This window comes from Cohnella lupini (assembly GCF_003386205.1).
Lineage (GTDB): Bacteria > Bacillota > Bacilli > Paenibacillales > Paenibacillaceae > Cohnella > Cohnella lupini.
Genome location: NZ_QRDY01000007.1, coordinates 1 through 24,783, shown reverse-complemented (window position 1 = coordinate 24,783; position 24,783 = coordinate 1). Strand labels below are relative to the sequence as shown.

General features: G+C 44.1%; 29 protein-coding genes and 1 pseudogene. 4 read left to right on the top strand and 26 right to left on the bottom strand.

Annotated elements, in window-relative coordinates:
• Positions 1–22: 22 nt before the first annotated feature.
• From sigJ to DFP95_RS13865, 6 genes are all read right to left on the bottom strand, one after another.
• Positions 23–925, bottom strand: coding sequence for an RNA polymerase sigma factor SigJ (sigJ, locus tag DFP95_RS13890; protein ID WP_181907407.1), 903 nt, complete (start codon positions 923–925; stop codon positions 23–25).
• A gap of 683 nt (positions 926–1,608) precedes the next feature.
• Complete coding sequence (locus DFP95_RS13885; RefSeq protein WP_115993245.1) at positions 1,609–2,298, bottom strand: S-layer homology domain-containing protein; 690 nt, start codon at positions 2,296–2,298, stop codon at positions 1,609–1,611.
• A 141-nt stretch (positions 2,299–2,439) separates the two neighbouring features.
• Positions 2,440–3,084, bottom strand: a complete 645-nt coding sequence (gene yqeK / locus DFP95_RS13880) for a bis(5'-nucleosyl)-tetraphosphatase (symmetrical) YqeK (protein ID WP_245987648.1) — start codon at positions 3,082–3,084, stop codon at positions 2,440–2,442.
• Positions 3,081–3,563 (bottom strand): NUDIX hydrolase, encoded by a 483-nt coding sequence (locus tag DFP95_RS13875; protein ID WP_115993244.1) that lies wholly within the window; start codon positions 3,561–3,563, stop codon positions 3,081–3,083. Before DFP95_RS13875 ends, yqeK begins: the two co-directional genes overlap by 4 nt.
• Positions 3,564–3,682: 119 nt before the next feature.
• Positions 3,683–4,153, bottom strand: coding sequence for a hypothetical protein (locus DFP95_RS13870; RefSeq protein WP_115993243.1), 471 nt, complete (start codon positions 4,151–4,153; stop codon positions 3,683–3,685).
• An 11-nt stretch (positions 4,154–4,164) separates the two neighbouring features.
• A complete protein-coding gene (locus tag DFP95_RS13865; protein ID WP_115993453.1) occupies positions 4,165–4,647 on the bottom strand; it encodes a tetratricopeptide repeat protein in 483 nt (160 codons plus the stop codon).
• A gap of 80 nt (positions 4,648–4,727) precedes the next feature.
• On the opposite strand from DFP95_RS13865, the gene DFP95_RS13860 reads away from it, so the two are divergent.
• On the top strand, positions 4,728–5,192 hold the full coding sequence (locus DFP95_RS13860) for a hypothetical protein (protein WP_115993242.1): 465 nt from the start codon (positions 4,728–4,730) through the stop codon (positions 5,190–5,192).
• On the opposite strand, the gene DFP95_RS13855 is transcribed toward DFP95_RS13860, so the two are convergent.
• From DFP95_RS13855 to DFP95_RS13840, 4 genes are read right to left on the bottom strand one after another with little or no spacing between them, the layout of a single operon-like run.
• Complete coding sequence (locus DFP95_RS13855) at positions 5,189–5,713, bottom strand: YfiT family bacillithiol transferase (protein ID WP_115993241.1); 525 nt, start codon at positions 5,711–5,713, stop codon at positions 5,189–5,191. The two genes, DFP95_RS13860 and DFP95_RS13855, sit on opposite strands and share 4 nt — an antisense overlap.
• Before the next feature lie 37 nt (positions 5,714–5,750).
• A complete protein-coding gene (locus DFP95_RS13850; RefSeq protein ID WP_115993240.1) occupies positions 5,751–6,110 on the bottom strand; it encodes a MerR family transcriptional regulator in 360 nt (119 codons plus the stop codon).
• A 2-nt stretch (positions 6,111–6,112) separates the two neighbouring features.
• Positions 6,113–6,394 carry a hypothetical protein gene (locus DFP95_RS13845; protein ID WP_115993239.1) on the bottom strand — a complete coding sequence of 94 codons (282 nt, stop codon included), beginning with the start codon at positions 6,392–6,394 and terminating at the stop codon, positions 6,113–6,115.
• A gap of 54 nt (positions 6,395–6,448) precedes the next feature.
• On the bottom strand, positions 6,449–6,970 hold the full coding sequence (locus DFP95_RS13840; RefSeq protein WP_115993238.1) for a hypothetical protein: 522 nt from the start codon (positions 6,968–6,970) through the stop codon (positions 6,449–6,451).
• A 511-nt stretch (positions 6,971–7,481) separates the two neighbouring features.
• On the opposite strand from DFP95_RS13840, the pseudogene DFP95_RS13835 reads away from it, so the two are divergent.
• The 3 genes and pseudogenes from DFP95_RS13835 to DFP95_RS13830 all read left to right on the top strand — a co-directional run.
• Positions 7,482–9,842: pseudogene (locus DFP95_RS13835) on the top strand (rhamnogalacturonan lyase); the annotation flags it as partial.
• Between the two features lie 6 nt (positions 9,843–9,848).
• The gene (locus DFP95_RS29385) at positions 9,849–10,664 is read left to right on the top strand and encodes a cohesin domain-containing protein (RefSeq protein WP_425453282.1); all 816 of its coding nucleotides are present in this window, start codon (positions 9,849–9,851) and stop codon (positions 10,662–10,664) included.
• An 85-nt stretch (positions 10,665–10,749) separates the two neighbouring features.
• On the top strand, positions 10,750–11,775 hold the full coding sequence (locus DFP95_RS13830; protein ID WP_115993236.1) for an S-layer homology domain-containing protein: 1,026 nt from the start codon (positions 10,750–10,752) through the stop codon (positions 11,773–11,775).
• Positions 11,776–11,851: 76 nt separating this feature from the next.
• Here the strand turns inward: DFP95_RS13830 and DFP95_RS13825 are convergent, their stop codons facing one another.
• From DFP95_RS13825 to DFP95_RS13745, 16 genes are all read right to left on the bottom strand, one after another.
• Positions 11,852–12,316, bottom strand: coding sequence for a hypothetical protein (locus tag DFP95_RS13825; protein ID WP_115993235.1), 465 nt, complete (start codon positions 12,314–12,316; stop codon positions 11,852–11,854).
• 19 nt (positions 12,317–12,335) lie between these two features.
• Positions 12,336–12,944, bottom strand: coding sequence for a GNAT family N-acetyltransferase (locus DFP95_RS13820; RefSeq protein WP_181907405.1), 609 nt, complete (start codon positions 12,942–12,944; stop codon positions 12,336–12,338).
• Between the two features lie 55 nt (positions 12,945–12,999).
• Positions 13,000–13,335 carry an NIPSNAP family protein gene (locus DFP95_RS13815; protein ID WP_115993234.1) on the bottom strand — a complete coding sequence of 112 codons (336 nt, stop codon included), beginning with the start codon at positions 13,333–13,335 and terminating at the stop codon, positions 13,000–13,002.
• A gap of 16 nt (positions 13,336–13,351) precedes the next feature.
• Entirely contained in the window at positions 13,352–14,041 is a 690-nt protein-coding gene (locus DFP95_RS13810) for a VOC family protein (RefSeq protein ID WP_115993233.1), read from the bottom strand.
• Between the two features lie 68 nt (positions 14,042–14,109).
• Positions 14,110–14,856: a metallophosphoesterase family protein gene (locus DFP95_RS13805; protein WP_115993232.1), complete on the bottom strand. Its 747-nt coding sequence runs from the start codon at positions 14,854–14,856 to the stop codon at positions 14,110–14,112.
• A 253-nt stretch (positions 14,857–15,109) separates the two neighbouring features.
• Positions 15,110–15,580 (bottom strand): hypothetical protein, encoded by a 471-nt coding sequence (locus DFP95_RS13800; RefSeq protein ID WP_115993231.1) that lies wholly within the window; start codon positions 15,578–15,580, stop codon positions 15,110–15,112.
• A 253-nt stretch (positions 15,581–15,833) separates the two neighbouring features.
• Positions 15,834–16,259 carry a hypothetical protein gene (locus DFP95_RS13795; protein ID WP_115993230.1) on the bottom strand — a complete coding sequence of 142 codons (426 nt, stop codon included), beginning with the start codon at positions 16,257–16,259 and terminating at the stop codon, positions 15,834–15,836.
• Between the two features lie 237 nt (positions 16,260–16,496).
• Positions 16,497–17,096: a GIY-YIG nuclease family protein gene (locus DFP95_RS13790; RefSeq protein WP_115993229.1), complete on the bottom strand. Its 600-nt coding sequence runs from the start codon at positions 17,094–17,096 to the stop codon at positions 16,497–16,499.
• An 801-nt stretch (positions 17,097–17,897) separates the two neighbouring features.
• Positions 17,898–18,206, bottom strand: a complete 309-nt coding sequence (locus DFP95_RS13780) for a hypothetical protein (protein ID WP_115993227.1) — start codon at positions 18,204–18,206, stop codon at positions 17,898–17,900.
• Positions 18,207–18,473: 267 nt separating this feature from the next.
• Entirely contained in the window at positions 18,474–19,586 is a 1,113-nt protein-coding gene (locus tag DFP95_RS13775) for a hypothetical protein (protein WP_147304162.1), read from the bottom strand.
• A 199-nt stretch (positions 19,587–19,785) separates the two neighbouring features.
• Positions 19,786–20,421: a hypothetical protein gene (locus tag DFP95_RS13770; protein WP_115993225.1), complete on the bottom strand. Its 636-nt coding sequence runs from the start codon at positions 20,419–20,421 to the stop codon at positions 19,786–19,788.
• A 231-nt stretch (positions 20,422–20,652) separates the two neighbouring features.
• Complete coding sequence (gene msrA, locus DFP95_RS13765) at positions 20,653–21,621, bottom strand: peptide-methionine (S)-S-oxide reductase MsrA (RefSeq protein ID WP_115993224.1); 969 nt, start codon at positions 21,619–21,621, stop codon at positions 20,653–20,655.
• 40 nt (positions 21,622–21,661) lie between these two features.
• Positions 21,662–22,528: an alpha/beta fold hydrolase gene (locus DFP95_RS13760; protein ID WP_115993223.1), complete on the bottom strand. Its 867-nt coding sequence runs from the start codon at positions 22,526–22,528 to the stop codon at positions 21,662–21,664.
• A gap of 130 nt (positions 22,529–22,658) precedes the next feature.
• Positions 22,659–23,435, bottom strand: coding sequence for an SDR family oxidoreductase (locus DFP95_RS13755; protein ID WP_245987646.1), 777 nt, complete (start codon positions 23,433–23,435; stop codon positions 22,659–22,661).
• Positions 23,425–23,793 carry a MerR family transcriptional regulator gene (locus DFP95_RS13750; RefSeq protein WP_342768219.1) on the bottom strand — a complete coding sequence of 123 codons (369 nt, stop codon included), beginning with the start codon at positions 23,791–23,793 and terminating at the stop codon, positions 23,425–23,427. The genes DFP95_RS13755 and DFP95_RS13750 overlap by 11 nt, the downstream gene beginning before the upstream one ends.
• Positions 23,794–23,984: 191 nt before the next feature.
• Positions 23,985–24,416, bottom strand: coding sequence for a hypothetical protein (locus DFP95_RS13745; RefSeq protein WP_115993221.1), 432 nt, complete (start codon positions 24,414–24,416; stop codon positions 23,985–23,987).
• Between the last annotated feature and the right edge of the window lie 367 nt (positions 24,417–24,783).

Here is a 24,783-nt window from a genome sequence, read left to right as displayed (position 1 = left end):
CTGTGACAATGATCAATAAAAATTAGGATTGCCTTTCGAACAAACGGACGGCGCTTTGAAGTTTATCCGGATTCATCATGACATATACGCGAGAAATAGCCGAACCGTCAGGAGTTAAAGCGAGGGAGTAAACGGCGAACGGTTTACCGTCGAACATCACCATAAAACTGTCGCGGCCGTTGACGAGTACCTTCTCGATAGCCCCATCCCGAAGATAGTTAGAAATGGAATAGGTCAGCAAAGCCTGGACGCGATGCCGGCCGATAATCGGGTTAATAGCAGCGTTTACTTTACCGCCGCCGTCCGTAAGCAAGATGGCGTCTTCGCTCAACAATTCAACAATAGCAGCGATATCGCCGGCGAGAAATGCCGCGCTGAACAATGCGCTAAGTGCCTGGAATTCAGGCTTTAATGGCGCAATCGGCACTCCGGCGTCGTTGTTCTCAGCGTCCAGCTTGCGTTTTCCGCGACTGAACAACTGCCGGCAATTAACCTCCGATTTACCGATCCATTCTCCGATTTCCTCGAAAGAGAAACCGAGTGTTTCCCGAAGTACAAAAACGGCCCGTTCCATCGGAGTCAGTCGCCGCATCACGACTAAATAGGCGTAGGCGATGTCGTCTTTAAGCTCGAACGCCTCCTCGGGATTGCCTTCCGCCGCAGTTACAATCGGCTCAGGCAGCCAAGGGCCGATGTAGGCGGTCTTTGCCCTTCGCGATGATTTGAGTTCGTTCAGGCAACGATTGGTAACAAGTTTACAAAGATACGCTTTTATATTCGTGATTTCACGAGTATTCTGTTGTTGTACTGCTACGAATACGTCCTGAACGACATCTTCGGCGTCCTGAGACAATCCGAGCATCCTGTAGGCTATAGAGAAAAGCAGCGGACGATATTGGTCATAAAGGGCATGGTAATCAGACATTTGTCCATTTCCAATCATTCAGGATTTAAAAGCTTTGTGTTTGAAGCGAATAGTACTGTATCGCTCACGACTGAGAATAACACGATTCAATACAGAATTCCCTATTTTACCTTGATTATATTAGAATCAAAACGCAGCCGATCATATTAACCAACTGCCTTAACACAATACCCGCTAAGTTACTATCCTCCCCGTTGTCGCTATCTTCGCCAGATCTTCGTCGGGCCGAAGATTGAAGTTGCGAATCGTTCGGCGTTTACGTAGTTGCTGAAATGCGTAGTGTGCTGGGAGCTGAGTTTGTTCGGGGGCTGGGTTTGTTCGGGTGTTAGCCTTACGCCAACACCTTATTGTTCGTGTTTGAGACCTTAACTCGAGGATAACGTTACGCCGTAACTCTATAGCCGCAACCCGGGGCTCCGAACGTGGAGAAACCAACCAATAACGACGCGTCATCACCTTATCCCCACGGGAGCCACTCATGAGAGCGATAATAAAGTGATGCCGTAACGTTACCCGGCCCCATCCGGCCAAAAACCAGCAACCAACTGCCTTCCTCTCATCGAAACGCGCCGACTGCATGAAAAGCGCAAAAAACCGACTGCAAACAAATGCAGTCGGTATCTTCCCCGCTAACTATCTCACTCTTTATCTTACGCTTGTCTTACTCTTATCCTATCCGTGACTTACTCTTCGACGTCAACGACCGGAGTCTGAGTCGGTGCCGGGTGCGCCTCGAGATACTCGACGGCGTTGTACACGAGCTCGGCAGCTTCCGCGCGGGTGATCTCGACTTTAGGGTTGAAGTTTCCTTGCGCGTCCAGGCTGGCGATCTTGAGCACAAGCGCGCGCTGGATCGTTCCGTTGTAGTCGATCGTCAGATCGTCCAGATCACCGAACTCGATCGGCTTGATGTTGATCATCGGCAACCTGCCGTGTTTCTCGGTAGCCAGAATCAGCTGGTGAGTGAATTCTTCCCGCGTCCATATTTTATCCGGATCCAGATCGGCCGGTAAGCCAATGTCGTTGTTAGCGGCGATAATCAACGCTTCTTCGTACCACGCGTTATCGTCGGCTTTCGGGAAATAATCGGTGGCTTGAGGCTCCTTAAAGAATCTAATCGTGTCTATGTTTAATCCGAGAGTGTTAACGATGAGTTGAATACCCTGCGCAGCTGTTATCTTTGCATCGGGTAAAAATCGATTGGCGCTAATACCGTTCACGTATCCTTTTTGTTGTAGAGTGGCTATCTTATCTTTGGAAGCAATATTCCCAAGATCGCTGAATGTACCTGTTGCGGCAAAGCTTTGAGATGCGAATGTTAAAGTAAGTACGGTAGCGGCGGATACGGTAAATAGCTTCAATGATTTTTTCATTTGTTTCACCTCGTGATGTTTGTGTTGGTAAAATTTTGATTAGCCAACCACTTACAAAACGAGTTTTTATTTCAAAAGGTTGCAGTTGTAGAGGCATCGCTATTAAAAACGAATAGATTCTCTCTATCAACGGACCCACGATCATCGCTCTGCTCGATTTCGCAACTCCGCTTCCCCAAGCAACTGTTCCCGCGCGCTGATCAGCCATGGATGCACCAGCTTTAATCTTTTCCTCTGATCCCATACCTGGTTCAAGTAAATCAAGATGGCAGCGTCTAATTCAAGCCCGTCCGCTTTGGTTCTCATGACTTGCAAATAAGGATGTTCCCCCGATAGATTCCACGAAATCTTATCCGCTACGAAAAGAATTCTATCCAAGAGCGAGGCGTTAGGTTTGAAGGTGGTATGGCACTCTATAGCGAATAAAATTTTTTCGTCGTCGATTCCGAAAATCTCTCTTGCCATGGCCGTCGATAATTTCTGATGAACGATCCGTGAATACTTGCGCTCCTCGTCCAATATCGAAATGGAAAGCTCTTCTGCCGCTTCCAACATATTGGGGATGGGAATGACGTTGCTAATGTCGTGCAGCAATGCCGCCTGTTCGGCCGCTACAGGATCGACGCCATACAATTCCGCAAGCCGAGTAGCCTCGCCCGCTACCTGCAAAGTATGGCGTAAAGTATCTAAATCGTTATGTAGCTTGAAAAAGGCCGTGACATCGTTCATCGTATGATCCGTTGCAATAAACCCTTCCGCAAAGGGCAGCAAAACCGAATTCATCATGTCCGCCCGCCTCCTTCAAACCGTCCTATTCCATGCACCGAAAGACTTCGCGATAGAAGTTCCTTTATTCTCGGATTAAATTCCTCGGGCAATTGATCAAGCTCGAAAAACTTGACCTGGATTCCTTCGACTCCGTCCGCTTGTAGAATACCTCCCCTGATATCTCTCGTGAGGTAAGCGATAGTGACGGGATACAATTCATCGCCGTTATCTAATTTCAGATAATATTCTTCGCCCGAGAATACTCCGACTAATTGCATATCCCCGATCTGCAAGCCGGTTTCTTCTAGCACTTCTCTTCGCCCGGTATCTTCCGTCGTCTCCATCAGCTCCATTAATCCACCGGGAATAGCCCACTGTCCATTAATTTTCTGCTGCAGCAACAACTCATTTTCTTCATTGAAAACCAAAACGGCCACCCCGACAAGAATAAGCGGCGAATGGCCCACCTTTGCCCTCAAATCCTCGATGTACCCCACCGAACTACCTCCTCAACGTTTCTACCCGCGCGCTTCACCCACATTATGTAATGGAACGTGTAGAAGTTAAAGAGAAAGCTTCTTCGCTGTTTTTTCGTATTTTCCGGCTCCGGCACCTGCTAGAATTCTCGCTCGAACTTCTTCTCGAACCATTCTCTGATCGCTTTTTCCAACTGCTCATTCGGCTTGTAATAGCTATCGTTGATGCTGGTCGGCGTGAATCGCAGCTTCTTCTCTTCGCCCTGAAACAATCCGATCCCGAACAAATAACCGACTACGCCTTCTTGATCTTCCTCGGGAATCCATTCCATATCCTGTATTTCCGCTAACAAATCCTGAATCTCCTTGCGTTCCGTTATGGCTTTTCTTTCGCCGGAAGAACCGTCCACTAGTTCGATCTTATCCGCATCCATAATGCTGCCGGGGTAGACTTGAGCCAGAGTCGTAGGTTGTATAGAGGTTTCGGATTCAGCTTTGCAGCCTACTAAGAGCAACAAAGCAATCATAATGAGAACCATACTTCTACTACGAATGCTCATGAACATCTCCCCGCATCCCCGCCAGCTCAGAAATATCGGACGGTCGATCATTCGAATCCCCCTTATTCCCACACCCGCTCCAATTTGTCCGAGTAGAACAGAATCGCTTTCTTATAGGACTGAATGTCCGTATCCCGGCTCGTTTCCGCTAGTTGCTTCAACAGGATTTCCATCGCGCGGCCATGCTCCTTCAGGTTATATAGAACCATGGCATAGAAAACCTGGAACTCTCTTCGTTCGGGGAACTCCGCAATGGCCTGTTCGAGAACGGCTTTGGACCGTTCATACCACCCGAGAGTCCGGAAGGTGCTCCCGAGACCTAACAGCGCACCTTGTCGTTCCCCGCCCGATATGCCTAATTCCAATGCTTTCTCGTAAAAAGGTACGGCTTCCCTCTCCAGTTCCATCACGTCGTGGACCCATGCGCATTGATACCACACGGACGGATCTTCAGGCATCTTGATCGACAGCTCCAGCAATAACGCTCTGGCCTCTTCCCACCGACCCGTTTCTCTAAGCTGTACGGCTCTTGATAATTCATTCAATGGAATCATTCCTTTTGTTCGCTCTCTGTCATTCTCATGTTCTTCAAGGGAATTGGGAATAATTGTTGCGAGGTGATCACATGATGTTGAAAATCCTATCCGTATTCCTTGTCTTGCTTACGCTGCCTCTAGGAACCAGAACCCATTCCGAAGAGCTGCCGCCCATGGTCTCGATCTTCAGCGTCAAACAGGAGAAGGTCGTTAAAGTAACTCCGCTGACTTCGACAATGAATCAATCCATACTGGACGCGCTTCAGTCCTCTCCGACCCCTTACGGCGGATTCTCCGTGGATCCCAAAGCCGGACTGATCGTACATGTACCGTACTCGTCGCCGATTGCGGTAACGAATCCGATCTATTCCGATGTAATCAAAGAAGTATATCTCTTCCTCGAGCCCGGTCAAAGCCTAAGAGCGTTACTCTTCTACAGCTCTTCGCATAAGAATGCGGTCGTTGACCTGAAGTACGATATGGAACGTTTTATCCGGAGTAATGACTTAGGCGAGCTATGGTCTGACCGCTCCGTCACTAACGGTAGACCTTAGTCTTCGATATGATGAAGCAATGACTTTATCTGAGCGGTATGATGACGATTGTGCCAGACGAACCTTTGAAGAGCCGTATCCAGCGTTATGGTACCAAGTACTTGCGTTCTCAGTTTTCTATGGAAGTCGTCCTCGTTAAGACCGTTAAGCAGAATCGAAAAACGGCTATGGAGGATTTCAAGTAAGGAGAGCGAGTTGTCGATCGGAACATCCTTGTAATCGCTCAGCTCTGCCCACAAATCTTGACGATAAGAGCTCCCCATCGGTTCATCCTCGGTTAATGCCCTTTTAAATCTGAAATACGCATTCATATCGTTGTCCGCCATGTGATGGACGATCTGCGCGGCTGACCAACCGCCTTCACGATAGGGAATATGAAGACGCTCCGGCCCGAGTTCCTCCACCGCGTCTCTAAGTGTCCTGATAATTTCGGGAATCTGCTGAATGAAATGCTCCCGATCTTCATCGCTAAAAGGCACAACCGGCTCGAACGAACCGATGGGAAAACGTAGGGTATCCACTCGACGACTTCCTCCATTCGCTGGATTATTTTCCGCCTTAATACTGTTTTCGTTGCTGCGTAAATTGTTTGAGCCATTCCTTTAATCCATCCGTGCTCACGTAAGTTTCATTCTGGAACCGGATCATGGGAAACATTATCCCGCCGTAAGAAGTGGTTGCTTCCTCGGTAGAAATAATCGTTCTGACCTGCATTTCCGATAGATTCAAGTATTCCGCCGTCTCTTCGATAGTCATCAGAGGCTTGTAAGTAGCCTGAGCCGACTCCTGCGATTCTTCCATTGCCGCTTCTTTGACCGATGGGTCTTCGCGATGATTACTAATAATGAGGCTTCCCGCAATGAGCGATATCCCTATGATTGCCGAGCAAATGATATGGGTGATGTTTAACGGTTTCAATACTAATGTCCTCCAGCCGGCTCAATTCCGGTTAATACCGGTTTTCCCCATTTTCTTTGGTTGTACTGAATGAAATATTCGCTCTCGACTTTTATCAATTTATTCACGATTTTAGATCTAATGGTTTTTGTTTCTCCATTGAGATTTTGTATTACGATTTCATCCGGCCTTATTTCCTTTACGACAGCTATTTCCCCGCTTAGCGCCGTCTGCGAGCTCCATACGATCCCAATGAAGATAATTAAAGTCGTCGTAAATACGATAAGAAACTTTTTCAACTTCATATAGCACCTCGCGTTCGCGTGTCGTGGATGATTATAATCCCGGCGCGGAATCCCTTATTGAAAACTCGACATGTTATCGGAAATTCTTTTCACCCATTCGGTGTCCATATACTTCTCGTCGATGTCGTTCAAAGCGCTTAGAAACTCTTTAGCCGACGCCATTATTTCTTGACGGAATTCATCCTCTATGACTTCGGCATTGTTAATCTGTCCCTGCTCGGCATCGCTAATGGGCTCGGTCAGAATCGACCTGCTCCCGCTCTTCTTCAGGGATATGATCTGATCGATAACTAGAATCCCCCGACGCTGACGTTGAATCTGAAGCCACGAATTATATGAAGTAATGTCATTGATTAGAATAATGGGATACGCTTTGAGTAACACGCACACCTCGGTTAATTGATCGAACCAGGTCGACAATAGATCATTGCCTTCGGCTGCTATAGGTTCTTTCGGACAAAACCCATAGGTTTGTTCCCCGAATTGAAGCTCCAAGAAACCGTAGACTTCTTCTTCCAGATTCAAATTCTTCGTAGAAAATTGATCTGCCGAAATATGAAAATTCAGCTTAAACATTGCGGACAAACACCTCCAGATGTCTTTAGGGCTTGCTTTGATTGCATGCTACTAGATGTCTCAATCTATATAAAAAATGATTTCTATATATCTCATTTATTTTCCAATATAAAGGAGTGACAGACAAGTAGATATACTTACAATAGATTCTCTATCCCATAGATCAATTCCTCTTAGAGGATCTTTATTAAATCATCTCTTATGCGTAGATCGGATTGAGGATTAACCTGAATTACGCTTATTGAAAGAATCGTATTTGCGGATAATCACTGGTTTTCTAAAGTTAAACACTGTTTTTTCTATGTTGACGTCCCTAGCGAAAACCTATAATGGGAACTAATCTCCTCGATTGTAGGTGGAAAATTCGGAAAAGGAGGAAAACGGCTTCCCATTATATGTAACCGGTTACAATCGACTTGTCATCTATGCTTCGAGCTTTAAGGGAGGTAATTCGCGTAACGGCTTTTCTATGCTGCGGGTATTCAAATACAAGGATGGGTAGGTGTTCGCTATGGCTTCAAGGGAACTTCCCTTCGTCAAAAAGATACTGACAACGCTTCTAGGAGCTTCGTTGATTTTCTCGAGCATGACAGGCATCGTAGCGGCTAGCGTACAGACCAATCAATCGACGATTAAGAACGGCTATCAGCTGGAGTATCTGGATCGCGGACTCGTCGCCGCCAAGGTAACTAACGGCGTATTCTTGAGCTGGCGGTTGTTAGGCAACGAGGTGACCGGATATTCCGACGAGGGCCTGACGGGAGCGAACTTCAACGTCTACCGGGACGGCGAGAAGATCGCCACGGTCACGGACAGCACCAACTATCTGGATGCGGCCGGTACGGTAACGAGCGAGTATTCCGTCGTCTCCGTCGTAAACGACGTAGAGAAGGAAACCAGCGATACGGTAACGCCTTGGGCCAACAATTACCTTGATATTCCGCTTAAAGTTCCCGCGCCAGGGCAGACGCCCAAAGGCGAAGCCTATACTTACTCGGCGAACGACACGAGCGTCGGCGATGTGGACGGCGACGGTCAATACGAGCTTTTCGTCAAATGGGATCCTTCGAACTCGAAGGACGTCTCGCAGAAGGGCTATACCGGAAATGAATTCATCGATTGTTATACGCTTGAAGGCAAGCTGCTCTATAGAATTGACCTCGGCGTCAATATTAGAGCCGGCTCCCATTACACCCAATTCAGCGTCTATGATTTCGATGGCGACGGCAAAGCGGAAGTTATGTTTAAGACCGCGCCCGGCACGAAAGTGATTAAGTACGACGAGGCGGGTAATGTCGCTTCCGAACGGTATATTACGATGCTGCCGGAGGATATCGCTGCCGGTTATAGCAATACGGACGACTATCGTTATAGCGCCGACGACTATTACGACCATCTTGTCCGGATGTTCCAAGACTATCAGAACCATCCGGAGGTTGTAGCGGGTCATTGGCCGGCAACGCTTGAAGAAGCTTTCCGTCCGTTAGAGGCCCTCTTCACCGGCAGTCAGGCGATCCCTCCTATGCCGGTTCATCAATATCCGTTGTCGCTAGCAGATGCTCAGACTCTAGCAGACTACTATATCGACGTTCTCGCTCCCAAACGGAGCGCCAACAACCAATTACGCACGTTCGAAGGCTTCATCCTCTCGGGACCTGAATATCTATCCATATTCAACGGCGAGACCGGCGATGAAATGGAAACGATTCGTTACAAAGTCGGACGTACCGACGACGGCCTCATGTGGGGAGACTATGCGTTGGGCAGAGTCGAGCCGGGCAATCGCGTAGACCGGTACATGAGCGGCATTGCTTTCCTCGACGGCAAGAAGCCATACTCCCTAGTCGTTAGAGGAGTATATACCCGAGTGACGATGGTTGCTTACAGCTGGAATGGAGAGCATCTGGAGGAATATTGGACCGTAGACAGCGGTTGGGTTCCGATGACCAATCCCTTCTTCGACAATCCGCATGGCCGACTGGGAACGAATCCCGGATATGAAGGATTGACGACTCAGGGCGGACACTCCATGACCGCCGCGGATGTCGATTCCGATGGCAAGCAAGAGATCATCTATGCCGCATCGACGATAGATGATGACGGTACCGTTATGTACAATTCGGCAGGCGTTATGCCGGTAGGAAGCGAGGCGCCAGGCCAGACGCGCAGGATCGGACATGGCGATATGCTGCACGTCGCGGATATCGATCCGGATCGTCCGGGACTTGAGATCTTCATGGTGCATGAGGGCGCCGCAAGCGTACCTTACGGCTATACCTTGCGCGATGCATTGACCGGCGAAATCATATATGGCGCTTACACCGGCAGAGACACCGGCCGCGGCATGGTCGGCGATATTAATCCGAACGTCAGAGGATTGGAAACGTGGGCGGTTTCCTTGCTGAGCGCGACCGGCGCCCCGGTAAGCGGCGGTATGCCCGGAACGAACATGAGCATTAAATGGAACGCGGATATGACGACGCAGATCGTTGACGGCTCAGGTAACTCTACCCCTACGATCCAGCAGCGTTATCCGACCGTTTCCACGGTCTTGACGGCAACGGGCACGAGAACGAACAACTCTACTAAAGGCAACCCTAATCTCGTTGCGGATATTTTCGGAGACTGGAGAGAAGAACTCATCGTCCGAACGGCCGATAGCTCCGCTCTTCGGATCTTCGAGAGCACAAGCGTGACGGATCATAAGCTTCATACGCTGATGCACGATGCCCAATACAGAGCGCAAGTTGCCGGACAGCAAACCGTATATAACCAAGCGGATTACACGAGCTACTATTTCGCGGGCGATACGGACTTCTCTAAGGTGAAGGTGCTAGACTTCTGGACACCGCTCGTAAACGAAGTAACTAGCGGCGGTATTCTGAGCGGCGTAGACGCCGTAACATCCGGACAGCCGTTCGATATTACCTACGGCTTGCAAAACATCGCAAACGAAGTGATCGCGCAGGACATCACCGTTTCCTACGATGCGGATACGTTGGAATTCATCGCTCCTCCTACTTCGCTGGATGAACAGAAGATCGTTATCGCGAATTACGACGATAAGCCCGGCTCCGTTCGAATATTGCTTGTACATCTCGGCGACAAACAAACGGAGCCGAACGGCAACTTAATCAAGCTTAGCTTCAAAGCCAAGCAAACGGCTGAATCGGGCATCACCAGCATTGCTATCGACAAGCTAGTCAACGCGAACGGTTTAGGCGAGGAATCGTCAATAAGCGGATCCTCTCATGAGGTTCAAATCGATGTGATCGATAAGTCGGTTCTGACCGATCTCATCGCAGAGGCACACGATGTGCACGACGATGCCGTCGAAGGCAGCATGGGCGGACAATATCCTGTAGGCTCCAAAGCAACCTTGCAAACGGCGATCGACGATGCGAAACAAATTGCCGATGATGCAACGTCGACGCAAACGCAGATCGAGCAAGCGGCGAGCGAATTGAGCGCAGCTCTGCAAGCCTTCAAAGCACTGGTTATCGTCTCCGTTCCGGGAGATTACAACAACGATTCTAATGTTAGCGTCGGCGACTTGGCTATTATGGTTAAGGCCTACGGCGGAACATCCTCGGATGCTAACTGGAACCAAATCAAGCACCTGGATATGAATAAGGACGGCGTTATCGACATCGCCGACCTTGTCGCCATTGCGCTGCTTATTTTCAACAAGTAATGAAGTAATGATATTGAAATAAGTCCGGTAAAGAGGGAGAAGCTGCTTCTCCCTCTTTACTACCTATGGAAAGGACTGCTGATTAATGAATTTGAGATGGATTAATTTCAGCTTGATCGTTCTGCTGGGCCTCTCCCTGTTTCCTATTACCGCTCTTGGAGCGAGCACGCCTTCTTTTACGATCGTCGTCAACAAATCGACTGCTGGAGTCGGCGAAGAAGTGTCGGTCACCGTTAGAGGAGATCAAATTCAAGACTTGTACGGATACGAAATCCATCTGACTTACGATCCTAAACACGTTCGGTTCAAGAGTGCCTCCGCTCTCTGGCCGGGCTTCTCCGTCCCGGATTCGGACGACGATGGGGAGGTTGTTTTCGCGCATACGAAACTCGGTCAAACCAAAGGGGAAAACGGATCCCTCGATATAGCCAAATTCTCGTTCATAGCCAAAGACTCCGGAGACGCCGCAATTACCTTGACTAGGGTGAAGCTCGTCGACTCGAAGATTCAGTCCGTCGTAGAAACATCGCCATCCAAGGCAGCGTTACAAATCACTCCTGCGTTGCCTCCGACTTTTACCGATATCAATGGCCATTGGGCAAGGTTGGCGATTGAGGAGGCAACTCGCATCGGTTTTGTTTCCGGCTACCCGGACCGCACCTTCCGTCCGAACGCTAAGATCAACAGGGCGGAATTCGCCGCCATGCTGGCTCGTGGCGTTAAGTTGACTGCTGCGGGAGAATCGCGGCTGGATTATGCCGATAGCGATCAAATTCCTAAATGGGCCGCACCTTACGTTGCGAACGCAACCGCTGCCGGCGCCATCGTCGGTTATTCGGATCGTACTTTCCGTTGGAGCAACAACATTACGCGGGCAGAGATGACGGTCATGATCATTCGTGCCTCTAGCCTTGAGTTGTCCCAAGGTACGCCGTCCGGCTTTGCCGATGATGGCAAGATCCCGGTATGGGCCTATGATGAAGTTTCTACCGCTAAAGCTACCGGCCTGATTCAAGGGAAAAGCAATAATCTGTTCGACTCCTTCGGCACTGCTTCGCGTGCGGAGGCCGTAACGATGATCTTAAATTTGCTACACCAATCGGAAAAGTAACGGTTCGTCGTCTAATCGCGTGAATAAACGAAGCGCCAAGCGGCTAGTTGGATCACTTCAACTTAGCCGCTTGGCGCTATTTTTGCCAAACAGGTAAATATACTTGTACCTCTTCTTTCCATGTCACTTCCGGTTGCAATGGTTTTTCATAAATTTCAATGAATAAAGCGTCCGGCCATATCGGCTTATATCCATTCCCCTCTATCCAACTACTTATATAAGAATAGATACTTGCCATTTGGTCTATCGTCCCTGAAGAAGTTGCGTATTGTCCGTTGATTCTAATGAGCTCCGCCTCGTTTGATAGATTAGTCTGCTCCTTGGTCACCATGTTACCAATATAGAAATAACCTATCTTATGATCTTCACCCTTGCATGGCTCGTATAGAATAACAGTAGTTTCTAATTGATTATGCGTAGTACCCTTCTTTTGCATTACTTCCCTTAGACTTCGAGGAATCAAATCAGCATACTCTGAAAATAGTCCGGAGAATTTATACCCAACAAACGAGAAATCAAGCTTGGTTAATTTACCTTTCATTCCTACACCTCAAATTTATTTAGTCTCTTTCCATTCTCCGCAACGAAATTGCATTATCTCCTAACTTCTTCTCATTCCACTCTTCACGAAGAATTCCCATCCGAATCGAATCATAATATATACCATCATGTAAACGGCACTTTCGAATTTGACCTTCTAATTTCATTCCCAGTTTTTCAGCTACCTTCATCATTCTTACATTCCCAGACCAAGTTGTTAAACCTATTCTTACTAGTGAAAACTCAATAAACAAATATTGAATCCACAATCGCAATGATTCCGTTCCAAATCCTCCATTCCAGTAATCAGGCTTATATATTACTATACCAATCTCTAACCAGTTTGAAGGCTTATGTTCCCAATAGTAGCTTACAATTCCGATAATTTCATTATTTGACTGAATTATCATCCGTGTTCTTGGTTCAATAGTATCTTCGATTCTTTCACGCATTCCTTCCTGGAATTCCTCAAAGCTAATAGGCTTCAATGGAAAATATGGAGCATCCCAATTCTTCCATTCTGGCTTTTCTTCACCGTAAGTCAATTGATACAGTTCAAGGAAATCATCTAATTGAATATCACGCAGTTGAACTTTATTACCAATCAAATTTGTCTGATCATTTAGCAAAATTATATTCACCTCAAATCGATTAATTGAAATTCTGCTCTATCTTTATCAGTTCTTATACTGTTGAGATTAGTTCTTCATTTTTCACTTGAACGATGCATTCCTTAAATAAGCGCTCTCTGCCGCCGTTTCTCTCGTACCAGTCATTAATTATCTTCAAGTGTTCACTATCGCTTCTAACATTCCGTTCGACTTCTTCATATTTTTCATGACTATCATATTCCCATATTGCGAATACTTCAGTTGTTGTCTCTGTATATGGAGACATCCATCTCCCTATTAAACGAGCTCCGTGTTTCAATTGATTCGGTAAATTTGTTTCTCTGAAATGCTTATTAAAAGTATCAACAAATTCATTGTTGACAATGTAATACTTTCTTCTATAAAACATAACTTCAACCTCCAATTTATTGAATTGTTATTGACCTTGTTGAAATAATATAAGAGTGATTTGATACACTTATAATTTCTTCTCTTCCATTTTCAATGAAAATTTCTAACGGAAAGATTTCAACTTTTTTGTTCGATCCCAACCAGTTTCGATTTAAGGATGAAAGTATTAATAAACCTTCTTCATTTCCAATGGGTGTGAACATTGAGTTCCCAGAAATATAAATTTGTTCTTTGTATTGTTCCGTTAAATATCCCGACAGGATTATCACATCCTGTGCCGGCATTCCAATTTCGCTTATGTTTAAGAGGTCTTCATATGAGAATTCATGACTTAATATACTTTTGATGTTGTGTCGTGCAATAAATTCTACAATGTTACCGATGGAGTCATAAAAATATATAGAATGAGAATTCCATGATTTTGAAAAATCGACTTCTTCCTCGTTAATTAAATTAATTTTTATTCCTTTAGCCTTTAACCAACTGATGGCTAAGTCTATTTTGCTTTCCGTAATATTGATTGCAAAATGGTAATATGGATTAGTAACTTCTTCGCTTAGTTCAAACACTAATTTTGATGCGCCAATTTGAAAAGAAACTTTAGCTGTAGATTGTTCAATGATTGGAAGCTCAAGAATTCTGTTATAAAAATCTATTACCTTATCCAAGTTGTTCGAGAGTAACTTAATTTCTTGAATCTTCATATTTATGCTTAATATTATTGGCTTCGTTCTTTTACATAACGTTCCTTGTATTCACGGCGCCCTACCACCTACAAAGGGATCGCTCTTCCAGTCTTTATTGCAAACGCATAATCTTCTCGTCCGTTTTCTTCAGCTATTGAACTGGCTTTATCCCAATCATAATGAATCATTATATGTTCAATTATCCAATTTTTTTCTTGTGTCTTATACGCAATAACATAAACCGCATAAGGTGAATTGGATTCCATCACATGTGGAAATGGCAGTTCATCCTTATAAGCTGGCAAACCTACACTCCCTGAATTAACAATAAACTTACCATTCGGTAAATAAATCATTCTGAACACATGACTGTGACCACAAAATATATAATTCTGAGGTACTTCTTCAAGTTCCATTGATAGTTGATCTGGGTTCTTATAACTAACACTAAATTCATTAACCTCTTCTAGTAAGTACTGGTCATTTATTAATGGAGTTCCATGACAAAACAAAAGGTCTTCAAATACCCAAGTGTCTTTAAACGATCTAATCCATTCCTTGATTACATCATCTAGCATTGGTTTTACAAATCTAAAGGTAGCAGAATTGCTTTCATCATTTAGAAGAATTTGATCACAATTGCCCATAATATTAATAATATTTTTGTTGTCCATTAATTGTTTAGCTGTACCTAGTGGATCAATCGGACCGAACAAACTATCTCCTAAATTAACAATTAATTGAATGTCTCGGGCTGAAATATCTTTTAATACTGCCTCTAATGCCACACTATTACTATGAATATCTGAAATAATTGCGATTCTCTCATGCATAAATTTTCTCCCTACTATGTTTTTCACGGCCATATCTTCTAACGATCCTTGTATTCACGACGTCCCACCACCTTAAGGCTACGAAGGAGCCGGCCGCGAAGTGGTGCGGGTGTGTCCGGCTGAATCTGCTTCCCTGCTGCTGAAATGCATCTTCGAATTCACTTCTAGCTTCTACCGGACCGCGGGCGAATGACCGATGATGCGTGACTATGGTGTTATCCTAAGTGATTGTATTCATTGAAATTCTACCAACTCATTCTTCAATTAATATCTCATATGGTTGTGATTTCAAAGAATATTCCTGCCGTTCTCCGTTGCTTTGATCAATTAGGAAAGAGGCATTTCCAATTAATTCATACCTTCCGGGTTTGTCTATTTTAATAATTCGTTTTTCATTTGGTTTCCATTCTTCATTAGGATTATAAGTTTCTTTTGACTTGAACTTATGGCTTAATCCTACATCGTCCACCACAAGGTATTCATACAACGGTTTATCATTTTTATCATAGGCCTGAACAGTCACTAATGGGTTCGAATGTTTAATCAAAAAAGTTTTATTGGACTTATTGATTAGTTCAGTAATGATTTCAATTTCTTCATTAACTTTTGCAGTCTTGTTAACTGTGCGGACCTTAACTACAAAATCATCATTTGTTGGTAACTTATCAGAGTTACAGGCTACAAGAATTGACAGTAAAATAAAACTAAATATCCATCTGTACATTACTGCCCTTCCTTTCATTAGTTACAATCATTTCGGATTACGTTCTTGTATTCACGACGCCCCACCATCTTAAAGGAGCGCAGCGACTGGCCGCGATGCGGTTAGGTGGTGCGGGTGTGTTCGGATGAATCTACTTCCTTGCTACTGCCCAATGTCCTCCCCGAATCTGCATCTAACCTCAGCCGGACCGAGGGGCGAATGGCCCGATGCGTGAATATGGTGTTTATACGAAGTCCTTGTCCTCTTGAAATACTTAACTTGTTGTTGCTTGTTTATCACTTGTTCCATCCGGTCTTATTTCATAATTCCAGACCTCATTGTTATCTCCTTTATAAAAATATGAAAACATAAAAGCTTTATTTTCTAATTCGTTAATGTATAGTTGGTATTTAATTTTACCGCTCTTTATGTCTTCGAATGCGACTCTTTGAAGATCAGGCTTGTAAGTATAATTATTTGTCACCCTATCAAAAATCCACACGAAGGATCCATCTCCGAATTCTCGAAATGCCTCCTTTCCAAATACAATTGAAATTTCAGAGTCTGTCATCCCAATTACTGCATGCTGTTTTAAGAATTCTCTCGTAATATTAGGATTTATATCCTTATTATTATTTGAGCATCCAATAATAAATAATTGAAGTGACATTACAAGAAATAAGATAGTTCTCTTCCTCATACGTTACCCGCTCTCAATTTCCTTAGACCTACAAGGACTTCGTAACGACGTCCCTCCACCTTAAGCCCGGAGGGCGGCCGCGACGCGGTTAGGTGGAGGGATGTGTCCGGCTGATTCCGCTTCCTTGCTACTGAAAATTCATCCCCGAATTCACTTCTAACTTCTGCCGGACTGAGGGCCGAATGGCCCGAAGCGTGAATATGGTGTATCTGATGGGGACGACTTCTCGAACTAATCTCAATTTGCCTTTAAACTGATATTCCATTCGGGTTGGTATTTCTTAATTAGCATTTCTTCAAGTTCCATAATTTGTATTTCTTCAGCAAGCTCTAAAATAAAAAATTTAACCTTCTCTTTAGTTTCAGTTACAAGATAATTCAAATGGCAATTTGTTGATTGTCCGTCAATAAAGCAGTTCTTTGGATGAATTTTTCCGTATCCCTGATTAATGCGCTTTCCGAAAGAATCACGGCATCTGCCAATATATTTAATTTTATTATCAATACAATATATATAGATACCTTTGCTGTCCTGCGCAGCTCTATCCGTAATTCGGAAGGTTGAATAAATCTTATCTCCGTTCTTATTCAAAAACTCTCTATAAAACAAATCCCCCTCTTCTTTCATTCGAGCCAGAAAGGCGCCTAGACTATTATCGAGGGAATTTGAGTATTTATTTTCAACAATGCCTTTGAATCTATTGTACCTATGATGTTTGATTGTTTCTCTGAGTGTTTTGTTATTTTTACTTGAAAATACATTAGTGTAGGTAGTATCAGTAAATTCAATCGAGATTTCACGAAAAAAGTACTCCTGGTTATTTATCATCAGCTTCACCGATTAAACCTCCAAAATAATATCATTTCGTCCCTTTTAGATAACGTTCTTATAGTCACGACGCCCCTCCACCTTAAGGTTCCGAAGGAACAGGCCGCGATGCGGTTAGGTGATGCGGGTGTGTCCGGCTGAATGTGCTTCCTTGCTGCTGAAATGCCTCTTCGAATCTACTTCTAACTCCTGCCGAAGCGTGAATATGGTGTATCTGATGCCGACCTCTTCTTGATACTGCTTACATAATCATTATTTCATGTTTTCTTCTTATTAAAGAATTTCCACAAGCCAAATCGAATTAAGAAATAAATACAAAGTATTATTAGGTAACTTGAGATATATTCCGACCAGCTTAAAGGTTTTATCCAACCTATTCTGACTTCATGTGTAAGTTCTTCAGTTACTATATATACATCTTGAATCTTGGGTTGATAAGTTTTTGTTGTAAAGTATCCTTTAGTTACAAAGAATAATATGACTGAAATTAATATACACAATGAAACTACCAACGATTCGATAAGTATTTTTAGTTCCTTCTTCATCGGTAACTCCTTCATAACTTTTTTTAACAGTTAGGTCGGTTTCAGATAACGTTACTTGTATTCACGACGTCCAACTCCCTTAAGCCGGAAGGGCGGCCGCGATACGGTTAGGTGGTGCGGGTGTGTCCGGCTGAATGTGCTTCGTTGCTGCTGAAATGCCTCTTCGAATCTACTTCTAACTCCTGCCGGACCGAGGGCCGAATGGCCCAATGTGTGAATATGATGTTAGAGGATGTCGGGACCTTCGAAGGAATACCTGCAGTATTTATTCATTATGGTTATTACTTCTTCTTTCATATTGTTCTTTAAATTCCCTATCAGCATTTTTAATTTTCCCCATTTCTTTAATGAGAATTTTCCATAACGACATTATTAAGCCAACAATTATAAAAATAATTCCAAAAACAAATGTCATTTGCGTTATATTCCAAATTCCCTTTGGTGTTATATTTCTTAAAGTTTGAATATCCCCTGCACTTTGACTTAAAGATGAATATATGATGATTTTTTCTAATCCGCTCAAACTTACTAAGAAAATTCCAATTATTAAAAACACTATTCCAAATGTTCTCAAATTCATTCCTCCAAATAATAAATGAGTGAGGAGTACAATAATGATTTATTAGCAGTTACCCCAATTTCCTCTAACGTTCTTGTATTCACGACGCCCCACCACCTTAAGATCCCAACGGGACCGGCCGCGATGCGGTTAGGTGGTGCGGGTGTGTCCGGCTGATTCCGCTTCCCTGCTACTGAAATGCCTCTTCGAATCCTCTTCTAATTTCTGCCGGACCGAGGGCCGAATGGCCCGAAGCGTGAATATGGTGTTAGACGAAGTTCATTACAACAGGTGAAAATACTTAAGAATTTCTTGATATTGTTTTTTCATTTTTAATTGTTGTATTACAAACGCTCTAAATTTCCCAGCGCTATCCAATGCATAAGATGCTTCTTCAAAAGAAGGTAGGTATCCAGCATGAACAATTCTATTCCTAAGAAGATATGTATTTGAATACCACTTACCTATTGGAATTGAAATGTCTTCAATGTTCCAATTTCCACCAATTCTAGGATGAAGTTCTTTCTTAATCATACTCATGAAAGACAATTCTTCTATTCTTGTCTGTATCTCTTGATCTGATTTCCCTTCACCTACCAATATATTTACATATAACGCATTTAAAAAAGTTTCAACAAAGCTCTGACAAAATACTATTGCTTCTTTATAGAAGCCATAATTAAAGTTGTGTCTCGATGATAAAAGTAATTCTTCAGATAATATAAAGGGATTTGATTCTGTAAATATTATGCTTGCATGTCTTATAACTTCATATTGCTGTTCATCATTTAGTTTTTCTTTTTTATGTTTGACATTTAAGTTTGTGAGAAAAAGCATTACTTTCGTGTTATCCCAATCATTTACTGGAATAATTCTTGCAAGACTAGTGAATTCAAACATTTCACGACTTACTTGATGAACATGAATATCTTTTTTGTAGAGTTGGTATGCTGAGATAATCCAATTCAAACTATCTACCAGTACATCAAAGATCTCACTTAGGTATTCAATATCTTTAACTAGTGGATTTTCATTTGCATTTGCAGATACATAAGTCATTTCAACTCTTGTTTTACAAATTTCTACTGCTAATGGTGTTGTTGAAACAACACCAGGATGGATATGATCCGTCACAAGAACTTCCGAAAAATGTAATGTGCAACCATCTCCATTCTCAAGTACAAATGTATTGCATAATCCATTCTTAAAAGGAAGTTCAAATGGAAGTAATACTGGAAATTGAATAAGGTATTGGGGAACAATACCTCTATCAACATACACTGGCAGAAAATCAGTAGAATACGAATTTCTATTTAACGAAAAACTATTATCAAGGTCTGTTGAATTCATCTCTTCCATAATTGAACCCCCAAATGAATTTCCTCTAACGTTCATGTATTCGCGACGCCCCACCACCTTAAGGTTCCGAAGGAACCGGCCGCGATGCGGTTAGGTGGTGCGGGTGTGTCCGGCTGAATCTGCTTCCCTGCTACTGAAATGCCTCTTCGAATTCTCATCGGACTTCTGCCGGACCGAGGGCCGAATGGCCCGAAGCGTGAATATGGTGTTATCAGAAGGTCTCGACTTCTTCGAATTATCTTAATGGATATTTAAGTCTTATCTGATCGTTTATTAACCCTTCTTTGAATAAGTAGCTATGGTCTGCTCCTACAATACATAGAATTCTTTTGTCTGGATTTGATTTTATTGCGTTCCTTGCCCTTTGAATCATTATTTGATTTCTTACTACCCATCGAAAATTTTGTGCTTCAGGATTTAATTGATATAACCATTCATATTTTTGTTTAGTTACTTCATCAAATTCTTTCGAGTTAAATGGAATACTGCCAAATGAATGAGTTTTCATTTGTCTTGAAAACCATTCATCATCCATTGATTCTAATTCTTTTCGTTTTTCTTCTGAAAACTTATCAAAAGGATTGAAATCATTCCACACATCTAATTCAAACCAATCGATCGGAATGAATTCTATATTCTTTTCTTCACAGAGCGGAAATATTAGCTCCCAGTATTCGCTAGCAGGTTCTCCCCAGTATCCTTTATCGTTCTTGTCTTTCTTATATCTATTCCAGCTTAGTGGATGTACCTCACCACAGATAATTTCTGGTTTGAATTCTTCAACAAGATCTCGATAAAGATCCAAAGAACAATTAAACTGATTTCTTAATGATTCATTATGAATTGTCCCTAAGACACCAACGATTGTCATAGATATCTCCTCTTTATGTATTGATCTCGAGACTTTCTGATAACAATCAATCCACGAACTTCACAAATATTCTCTCCCTTAATCTTCTACAACCCGACACCGAATCCCTGTATATGTAAATAATTATCGAAAATTTCCACAACGACAAAGAAGCCGCCGTCGAATGACGGCGAGCCCGAATTTACTCCCCTTCTTCAATCCTTAGTCCTTACTCCGTAATTGCTAATCCCCTCAACCCCAAAACCCAACCAAATACCGTCCAAGCCCTCCCCGCTCGAGATCCTCCACCGAAACAAAACGCAAAGAAGCGGAGTTGACGCGGTAATGGAGATGATCGTCACCGGGGCCGTCGTGGAACAGATGGCCGAGATGAGTGTTGCCCAAACGGCTGCGGATGGCGGTGCGGACTTGTCCTTTGCTGAGGTCGGCTTCCCGGCGGATTAAACCTTCGTCGAGAGGTTTCGTGAAGCTTGGCCAGCCGGTGCCCGAATCGAACTTGTCCGCCGAGCTGAAGAGCGGATCGCCGTTGACGATATCCACGTATATCCCCTCTCCAACGTGATTCCAGTATTCATTTTCGTACGCCGGCTCGGTCGCCTTATTTTGCGTAACCTCGTACTGCAATTCCGTCAACCGCTCCCGTAAGCCCCTCTTGTCCTTCTCGGTATTCCACTTACCCGCCAGATAGTCCAAGCGACCGGAGCCCTTCTCGTACCCTTTGTATTCGGCGAAATGGGTTTTGTAGTAGTGCTGATGGTACGTTTCCGCCGGATAGAACGGACCCGCGTCTACGATCTCCGTGACGATGGGGCCTTTGAATCGGCCGCTTGCTTTTAGCGTCAGCTTCGAGGCTTCCGCCTGCTCCCTCTGCTCTTCGTCATGAACGAAGATCGCCGTCCGATAAGAGTACCCGCGATCGTGGAACTGACCGCCCTTGTCCGTCGGATCTATCTGCTGCCAATACAGCTCTAACAAGCGTTCATACGGAAAAAGCTCCGGCTCATACGTAATCTGAACGGCTTCCGCATGTCCCGTCGTCTCGGTGCATACCTCTTCGTATGTCGGATTTTCCGTATGACCGCCCGTATAGCCAGAGATGACCGATACGATGCCCGGCAACTCGTCGAACGGCTTTACCATGCACCAGAAACATCCCCCCGCGAAAGTCGCAAGCTTCTTATCGTTGTTGCTTACTGCCATGCTGCCTATCTCCCTCCATCGAATGAAAGCGACTCCTCGATCACCGCCACATGTACATGCGACCGAAGAAGCTCTTGATCAGCTCCGAGACATGCCGGCTCTGTTCCTCCAACACGAAATGTCCCCCGCACAGAAAACAAGTTTCGCTATGCGTTAATTCTTTGCCGAAGGCAAGAGCGCCTTCCAACGTGAAAATAAAATCGTTTTTCCCCCAAGCGATTAAGGTAGGAGGCTGACACGTCCGCAAATATTGCTGCCAGAGCGGATATTGCTCCACGTTCGTCCTATAATCGTAACCTAATTCGAGCTGGATTTGGCTATTTCCGGGACGATCCAGGAAAAATTGGTCCATCGAATAACCGTCCGGGCTAATCAAGTAGGGGTGACATACCCCAGTCAGGTATTGCTTTTTCGTAAAATCAAAGGTTACGAGCTCGGCAAAAGCCTTCTCGGTTGCCGGGTTTCGGTTAGCCCACAGCGCTTTGAACAGATCGAAGGGTTTGCCTAACCCTTCCTCGTTAGCTACCGCATTCTGAATAACAAATCCGAGTATCCGCTCCGGGTGCCGAATCGCCAGCCTGAATCCGATCGGCCCGCCATAATCGTGCATATATAGAATGTAGCGGGGAATACAGAGCTTCTCTAAGAGCTTCTCGATCACAAGAGAGATATTCTCGAAGGTGTACGAGAATTCTTTGGTCGAAGGCATGCTACTGTTTCCGTAGCCGGGATAATCGGGAGCGATGACGTGGAATCGGTCGGCCAGCAGCGGAATCAAGTCCCTGAACATGTGGGATGAGCTCGGAAACCCATGAAGCAAAATAATAGCCGGATGGTTGGGATTGCCCGCTTCTCTGAAAAAAATGTCCAACCCGTCGATATTCGCTTTTTTATACAGTATAACCATTTTCAGTTCCCCTTCCGAATCGCGCTTAACCCGCAATTACTAAGTATGAGAAGGAGACGCCATTCATTCCTCAACTTCAACCGTCCAGACTCGAATCCATTCTACGGATAAAGGCTACTCACCAACAACCTCACCAATTCGCAAGCTTTCGATCTCGAAAGAATCCGCCGTTAGGGCCATCATTATCCAGAGTCGCCAACCAGACTGCCGTATCCGCTCCTTCAAAAACGGTTACGGTAGGAGGCACTCCCTCTTCGTCCGTTTTAGAAACAGGTGCAGTTTCTCTTCCCATATCCGTCCTTACTCTGCCGGGGCAAGCAGCATTAACTTTGATGCCCAACTCAGCTACCTCTTGCGCTACTAAGCAGGTCATGGCATTGAGCATCGTTTTAGAGATGCGATACGCGGAAGTCGATCCTTTAAGACCTAAGACACCCTGCAAAACCTCGAAAGCTCCTAAACCCGATGAAAGATTGACGATGCGCCCATAACGATTTTCTTTCATCAAAGGAACAATCTCTTGAATCATGCGTAATGTCCCGAAATAGTTAGTCTCAAATGTCTCTTTCATCACCGATTCTTTCACGTTCAGTACGGAAACTCCCTGATCGCGTAAAATCCCAGCATTATTTACCAGCACATCCAGACGACCGTATTGTTGTTTGATTTCCTCCGCCGTCTGTCTGACGCTGTCGGTATCATCCACATCGAGAACTTGTAGTTCGACCGAAAGTCCTTCTAGACGCATTTCTTCCGCTGTATATCGCCCTTTATCTGCATCCCGACTACCGATTAATACATGTAAACCTTTCAATGCCAGCTGATATGCGATTTCCCGTCCTATACCGCGATTAGCTCCCGTGACTAATGCAATTCGAGGGACTTCTTGATTCATTTTATTGTTCAATGGGTCCGTCTCCCTTACTTAAAATCTTTCTCCAACTGGATAGATTTTCTTCCAAATGAGATTCGGCTTTTCTTAAGTTGTCGATTTGTTCTTTGATTTCAGCAAGCTTTCTTTCACCAACTTTTATGGCACTCGGTATGCATTCTCTTTGAATCTCCTGACTATTCGTACAATGAAAGAATCTGGTTATCTCTTTAACGGTGAGACCCAGACTGAAATACAATTGAATAATTTTGACTTGTTCGATATGGAAATCATCGTACTCCCGATAACCGTTTTCCAGTCTAGCAGGCTTGAATAGTTCTTTTTCTTCATAATAACGAAGAGAACGAAGACTTACCCCGGTCTTACGGGACAATTCGCTGATATGAATCGACAGCCTCCCCTTCCGTATCTGATAACCAACATTCTAAACCATCACATCATGTTAAGGTCAAGCCCGGATCCATCAAGGAAGTTTTATATCCCCACTAAAAAAATGAGGCAGCCTCGGACTCGAAATAAGTCCTAGACTACCGCAGGGGATCCACCCAGTAAATCAGGCACTCATTAGCTGCCTACTATATCAAAGCTTTCTTCTTTCCCGTTATTGCTGATCTGTATTGTCCCATACTCATCGGCACTACCTAGTCTGTAAATTCGTGTGGCTTCTAACCTCTTATCTTGGTAATCATTCGTGCTTCGTTCTTCCATATTTATTGTTAAGATTTGATCCTGTATTTGTGCTTTAATCGATTGAAGAAATGTTGCTTCTTCTCCTTGTCGCACACTAGAATGTTTAACGACCAGATATTGCGTTTTTCCGGCTGACGAATACAGATATAACCCGTTTTCATTCTCAAGATTACTTATGAAGAGTTTCACTTCGTTATTAAGTTCTTGTATTTTCACTTCTTTAATTACAGGGGACGCATGACTACATCCAACTAAACCAACAGCAACTAATATAAAAGAGAAAATAAAATTTCTTACCCTCTGCATTGGCTTAGCTCCAATTTCCTTATGGTAACGTTTTTAATTCTTTAATTTAATCTTCAAGCTGTCATCAGATAAAACAAAAAGGATTGAGAGGTCGTTTATCAATTTGATTTGCACAAAATTATCATTGGTTGATTTTTTCTCAATGCCGTTCACATGGATTTTCCGGCATTTATCCAATATTTACAGGTTCCCTTTTTCATTTCAGTTAAGATTCCTTTGTTTGATTCTATGATTTTTCGTGACGCAGTATTATTCTCGTTACAAGTCAGAAGCGGGTAAACCCCCGTATTATGGACAGCGCACCTCTTATTCGATTGTGCACTTAGTATTCCTATGATTTTCACCGTTTTACGCCGAATTAGACTTT

What these genes read in the sequence shown, in the direction of transcription:
- sigJ (WP_181907407.1), bottom strand. Translation starts at nt 925, where the DNA reads ATGTCTGATTACCATGCCCTTTATGACCAATATCGTCCGCTGCTTTTC.
- DFP95_RS13885 (WP_115993245.1), bottom strand. Translation starts at nt 2,298, where the DNA reads ATGAAAAAATCATTGAAGCTATTTACCGTATCCGCCGCTACCGTACTT.
- yqeK (WP_245987648.1), bottom strand. Translation starts at nt 3,084, where the DNA reads ATGATGAATTCGGTTTTGCTGCCCTTTGCGGAAGGGTTTATTGCAACG.
- DFP95_RS13870 (WP_115993243.1), bottom strand. Translation starts at nt 4,153, where the DNA reads ATGATCGACCGTCCGATATTTCTGAGCTGGCGGGGATGCGGGGAGATG.
- DFP95_RS13860 (WP_115993242.1), top strand. Translation starts at nt 4,728, where the DNA reads ATGATGTTGAAAATCCTATCCGTATTCCTTGTCTTGCTTACGCTGCCT.
- DFP95_RS13845 (WP_115993239.1), bottom strand. Translation starts at nt 6,394, where the DNA reads ATGAAGTTGAAAAAGTTTCTTATCGTATTTACGACGACTTTAATTATC.
- DFP95_RS13840 (WP_115993238.1), bottom strand. Translation starts at nt 6,970, where the DNA reads ATGTTTAAGCTGAATTTTCATATTTCGGCAGATCAATTTTCTACGAAG.
- DFP95_RS13830 (WP_115993236.1), top strand. Translation starts at nt 10,750, where the DNA reads ATGAATTTGAGATGGATTAATTTCAGCTTGATCGTTCTGCTGGGCCTC.
- DFP95_RS13825 (WP_115993235.1), bottom strand. Translation starts at nt 12,316, where the DNA reads ATGAAAGGTAAATTAACCAAGCTTGATTTCTCGTTTGTTGGGTATAAA.
- DFP95_RS13815 (WP_115993234.1), bottom strand. Translation starts at nt 13,335, where the DNA reads ATGTTTTATAGAAGAAAGTATTACATTGTCAACAATGAATTTGTTGAT.
- DFP95_RS13810 (WP_115993233.1), bottom strand. Translation starts at nt 14,041, where the DNA reads ATGAAGATTCAAGAAATTAAGTTACTCTCGAACAACTTGGATAAGGTA.
- DFP95_RS13805 (WP_115993232.1), bottom strand. Translation starts at nt 14,856, where the DNA reads ATGCATGAGAGAATCGCAATTATTTCAGATATTCATAGTAATAGTGTG.
- DFP95_RS13800 (WP_115993231.1), bottom strand. Translation starts at nt 15,580, where the DNA reads ATGTACAGATGGATATTTAGTTTTATTTTACTGTCAATTCTTGTAGCC.
- DFP95_RS13795 (WP_115993230.1), bottom strand. Translation starts at nt 16,259, where the DNA reads ATGAGGAAGAGAACTATCTTATTTCTTGTAATGTCACTTCAATTATTT.
- DFP95_RS13775 (WP_147304162.1), bottom strand. Translation starts at nt 19,586, where the DNA reads ATGAACGTTAGAGGAAATTCATTTGGGGGTTCAATTATGGAAGAGATG.
- DFP95_RS13770 (WP_115993225.1), bottom strand. Translation starts at nt 20,421, where the DNA reads ATGACAATCGTTGGTGTCTTAGGGACAATTCATAATGAATCATTAAGA.
- msrA (WP_115993224.1), bottom strand. Translation starts at nt 21,621, where the DNA reads ATGGCAGTAAGCAACAACGATAAGAAGCTTGCGACTTTCGCGGGGGGA.
- DFP95_RS13760 (WP_115993223.1), bottom strand. Translation starts at nt 22,528, where the DNA reads ATGGTTATACTGTATAAAAAAGCGAATATCGACGGGTTGGACATTTTT.
- DFP95_RS13745 (WP_115993221.1), bottom strand. Translation starts at nt 24,416, where the DNA reads ATGCAGAGGGTAAGAAATTTTATTTTCTCTTTTATATTAGTTGCTGTT.